The 4,493-nt window shown below is 43.0% G+C and carries 3 protein-coding genes and 1 pseudogene; 1 reads left to right on the forward strand and 3 read right to left on the reverse strand.

Annotated elements, in window-relative coordinates; all coding sequences use genetic code 11:
• Positions 1-74: 74 nt before the first annotated feature.
• Positions 75-362, reverse strand: a pseudogene (locus DSM107010_RS36930) (DUF4435 domain-containing protein); the annotation flags it as partial.
• Positions 362-1,720, reverse strand: a complete 1,359-nt coding sequence (locus DSM107010_RS36935) for an AAA family ATPase (protein ID WP_106170373.1) — start codon at positions 1,718-1,720, stop codon at positions 362-364. The gene DSM107010_RS36935 and the pseudogene DSM107010_RS36930, both read right to left, overlap by 1 nt.
• A gap of 326 nt (positions 1,721-2,046) precedes the next feature.
• On the opposite strand from DSM107010_RS36935, the gene DSM107010_RS36940 reads away from it, so the two are divergent.
• Entirely contained in the window at positions 2,047-3,498 is a 1,452-nt protein-coding gene (locus DSM107010_RS36940) for an FAD-binding protein (RefSeq protein WP_106170360.1), read from the forward strand.
• A gap of 6 nt (positions 3,499-3,504) precedes the next feature.
• On the opposite strand, the gene DSM107010_RS36945 is transcribed toward DSM107010_RS36940, so the two are convergent.
• Positions 3,505-4,311, reverse strand: coding sequence for an aldo/keto reductase (locus tag DSM107010_RS36945; RefSeq protein ID WP_127025339.1), 807 nt, complete (start codon positions 4,309-4,311; stop codon positions 3,505-3,507).
• Positions 4,312-4,493 lie beyond the last annotated feature (182 nt).

A 4,493-nucleotide genomic window follows, 5' to 3' on the forward strand; every position in this document is an offset into this window, starting at 1 on the left:
TTTATATTTTTAGCTGGGTAGCTTGTTAACTCAGTACTGCTGAGTCATTTTGTCATTGGTTAGTCTAAACTCCAGTTAGGACTGCTGTACAGGAAAGTTTCAAGCCGTTCAAAATCTGCATCGACAATTGCCAAAACTCCATGAAAGTTTGATGTTTCCAAAATTTTCAAAACTTCAATTACACGTAATTTACTAGAAGGTTTTCCTGGAACGCTAACTACTTCACAAGCCGATCTATCAATAAAACGCTCGTAAAAAATTTTGTCAGAAGCACCTTCTACCAATAAAAAAGTACCTGAATAAGTACTTCGTCTTAAGCGAATTTGGTTAGCAATACGGTCAACCGAAAGCAAATCTCTCACTAGTTCGATCCTTTCAGTTCAACCGTCAAATCCCAACGATCCTGAATAATATCAGGCGAGTGAGTTGCCATTAAAACATCCAAGTCTGCTAGTTTTGTTATTTCTTGCAAGTCTTTTAAAAACTGCACCTGCCATCCTACATGAAGAGATAGCTCAGGCTCATCAATCAATACTAAAGAATCAGGCTGAACTTTAAATAGTAATTCATACAAAAGAACTAACTCATGCTGCTCTCCAGATGATAGATCTGTTGGTGAGAGAGTTTTTGAATTGGATGAGGAAGATGATTCATAGTGTGTTGTAAATATAAAACCTTTCTCCTTACTAAAATTCATCTGCTTATAAGAGTACATAAATTTTTTATTGATGATGTTTCTTAACAAATCAATCTTACTTGCTATGTCATTAAAAACACTTAACTTCTTTTCTACATCTTCAACATATACAGATAGTATGTTTTTGGTACTTTCATCTATAGCTTGAGGCTGGATTTGAAAATCTGAGTTTTCATCCTTGTCCAATAAACCCACTTCTATCAAGCGAGAACGGATTGTTTCAAGTTCATTTAATTGCGAACGAAGTTGTTCGTCTGTTAAATCTGGTGATAGCTGTTGTTTTACTACTCTTAATGGAAAAGTTCTATCAAGAGATTGAGATGTTGTACCGTATTCAGTAAACTTATCTCGCATAAGTTTTGCAAGCTCATCAGAATATGCAGATACAGTTGGTAACATTGTAGGGGATTCATAAAAATATTTAGATGAACGTATAGGAACAAAATTTAGCAATCGTTGCGATTCTATAAGACGAATATGAATAGTATCTTTTAATTTTTCCAACCAATCGGGTTCTTGTATTAACCTCATTTTTGAAGGTAAGAGGTTTTCAAAACGATCTATGACTTCTTCTATAGAAAGAGCTTCGCCAGTAGGAATATATCGCCAGGTTTTAGAATTTATTCGACGAAGCCCAGGTATCACATCGTCGAAAATCTCAATCAACGAATCTAGATCGGCACGAGCTTTTGCACTCTTTAGAAGGAAGGAACATTTCTCCAATCCATGCTTATAAAAGTTAAAACTTATGTTCCTCTTTTTATCTATTTTATCAGAATCGCTAGAATCTTTTATTATTTCAACATAACTATTATCATCAAATGCAACTTGAAAAGTACTAAATGGAATAGTTTTTAATTCTGAGTATCGAGAGTTAAACAATCCATTCAGTATTCTCAGTACTGCTGTTTTTCCAAAGCCATTCGGTCCATGAACAATCGTGATCCGTTCGTCCATATTCAATGGAATTACATGATCGAAAATTCCAAATAAACCACTAACGGAAATTTGCTTAATTCGCATAATCCTCTGGTTCCATAGCCATAGGCTGTCTGACTTTGATTGTAACTACTATAACTGCACTTGTCCTTCGCATTGTAGTGTGAGTTGCGTACAGCGAGACATCAATTACTCAATACGCTGTGGTTCCTTTCCTACTCAATCGGGGCTGGGCATTGCTATCGAAAATTCATAAGGTATTGAATGGCTCAAAATCATGATGCAATGCCGCTCTGACTACCCCGACACAAATTTTATTGGCTCCAATGGGAAATGCCGCCATTTAAGTTTGAAGCAGTTCTTATCGGGCAAAATTTCAGCCTGTCAAACGGTAGATCGGGAGATTCTTGATGAATCACAATGCTTCACGCCGTCAAGTTTTGCAAGGTGCGATCGCGATTGCGATCGTTGTTGGCTTCGATTTAGTCAACCGAGAGTGGGTGACATCAGCCAGTGCTGCATCTGAATTTGAATCACTGCCACCCCTGGATGGCATACTGTACACCGATACTGCAACGCGCAATGCTGCCGCTGATGATTTCGGTCATCTAGTGCGTCGCTATCCAACTGCCCTCCTCAAACCAGGTTCGGTTGAAGATGTCGTCAGGATCGTGCGGTTTGCTCGCAGCCATAAACTAAAAGTTGCCGCACGCGGTCAAGCACACTCCACCTACAGTCAATCCCAGGTAGAAGCGGGGATAGTTATTGACATGAGTTCGCTCAACACAATTCATTCTATTAATGCAGAGCAAGCAGAAGTAGATGCAGGCGTGTTGTGGAGCCAACTATTACAAGCATCCCTAGAGGAACAACTGACACCCCCTGTCCTAACAGATTACATCGAGCTATCTGTTGGTGGTACTTTAGCAGTTGGCGGCATCGGTGGTAGAAGTCATCGCTACGGCGTGCAGGTGGATAACGTCTTGTCCCTTCAAGTCGTCACGGGTGCGGGCAACTTAGAAACTTGCTCTCGCGAGCAGAATCGCGATTTGTTTGAAGCAGTGTTGGCAGGGTTGGGTCAATGTGGCATTATCGTTAGGGCAACAGTTCGTCTGGTTTCTGCTGCTCAAAATGCCCGCGTATTTCTCTTGTTTTACAACGAGCTGGCAGCTTTAACTCACGACCAACGCTTGCTGATTGCTCAAAAACGATTTGACTACGTAGAAGGTCAAGTCGTAGCCGATGCCAGTGGTGGATGGCGCTATATGTTGGAAGCAGCTAGCTTTTATACTCCACCAAATAAGCCAAACAACAACAGTTTGCTGGCTGGGCTGAGCTACAGTCAGGGTACAGAGCAGATTGAAGACAAGTCTTACTTTGATTTTGCCAATCGGTTAGCTCCAACTGTGGCTTTTTTAAAGGAGAATGGTGCTTGGTTTTACCCGCATCCTTGGTTAGATTTATTTGTCCCAGCAACAGTGGTCGATCGCTTTGTTGGAGAGATCGTCTCTGGCTTGACTTTATCAGATACGGGTCAGGGTCCAGTGCTACTGTATCCCGTGCCGACAGACCGCTTGACACTACCGTTGTTTCGGGTTCCTGATGAGGCAGTCGTGTTCCTGTTTGCTATTCTACGCACTGCACCACCTGATGCTAGCGCGATCGCATCTATGCTAGCCGACAACCGCACGTTTTTCGAGCGCAACCGCGATCGTGGTGGATATCGCTACCCAATTGATGCGGTTCCTTTTTCTCAAGCTGACTGGAAGCAGCACTTTCATCCGGTTTGGGGTAGGCTAGTCAGTGCCAAGCGCCGCTACGATCCCGACAATCTGCTTACACCAGGTCAGGGAATTTTCTAGCACAATTTACATCCATTGAGTTTCAAACGCATCTTCACCATTGCCATAGATTAGATCCCCATATGCCTGCCAACGAGCGATTTCTGCTGGCGAGAGGGGAGGTGCTGGCAAAACAGCTAAGTTTTCCTGCAACTGCTGTAAATTCTGTGGTGCGGTGAGAGCTAGCCTTACTGCTCCATGACTTAGGACGTAACGATAACAGTCGGCGGCGGTTGGTGGTTTTTCTTGCCAGTTGGGATGTCCTTTCAACAGCGTTCCCCAGCGCGTACAGGTAAATGCGATGACGGGAATGCCTGCTGTTTGGGCGCTAGGTAAAACGCTTTCTTCTGCTTTGCGATGAGCCATATTGTAGCGGTGCATTAATAACTCGCACTTGCCGCGCTTTATCAGCTCTAAAGCAATTGCTCGGTTGTGGGTGCTGACTCCGACGTAGCGCACGAGTCCTTTTTCTTGCCAGAGCTGCAATTGTTCTAGTAATGCCTCAACTTGCTCCAGATCCTCAGCCGGATAGATATATTCGACAAAGAAGGCATCGACGACATCAATATTTAGTTGCTGGCGCACAGAATCGAAGTCACGGCGCAACCAGTTGAGATCTCGTTCTTGACTACCCGTGGCAACTAAAACTTGCTCTCGCTTTGTTGCTAACAGCGATCTTAGACCAGCTAAAAATTTCTCATTAGTGAAATCGTAAAAGAAAAAGTAATTGATTCCTGCCTCAAATGCGGCGGCGATGCAAGTCACATCCATGCCCCCAGAAGCTGCTAAACCAAGAATGCTGGCTGAGTGTCCCTGTTGCGTGACTATTTCCACGAGCTTCACTCCGACATCAAAAATTCTTACTACGGGGCAGTTTGAAAAAATGGTTCATCTACTACCCCAGCCGTTGCAGGCATACTACTTACCAGAAATTCTAGCCTAATACTACAGTTGTAGATAGCTGAGCGATTGGGAAAGGCGACGTTTGTAATGATAAAACTTAGCAATCGCTTGAT

The sequence above is a fragment of the Chroococcidiopsis cubana SAG 39.79 genome, from assembly GCF_003991895.1.
In the GTDB taxonomy this organism is placed as follows: domain Bacteria; phylum Cyanobacteriota; class Cyanobacteriia; order Cyanobacteriales; family Chroococcidiopsidaceae; genus Chroococcidiopsis; species Chroococcidiopsis thermalis.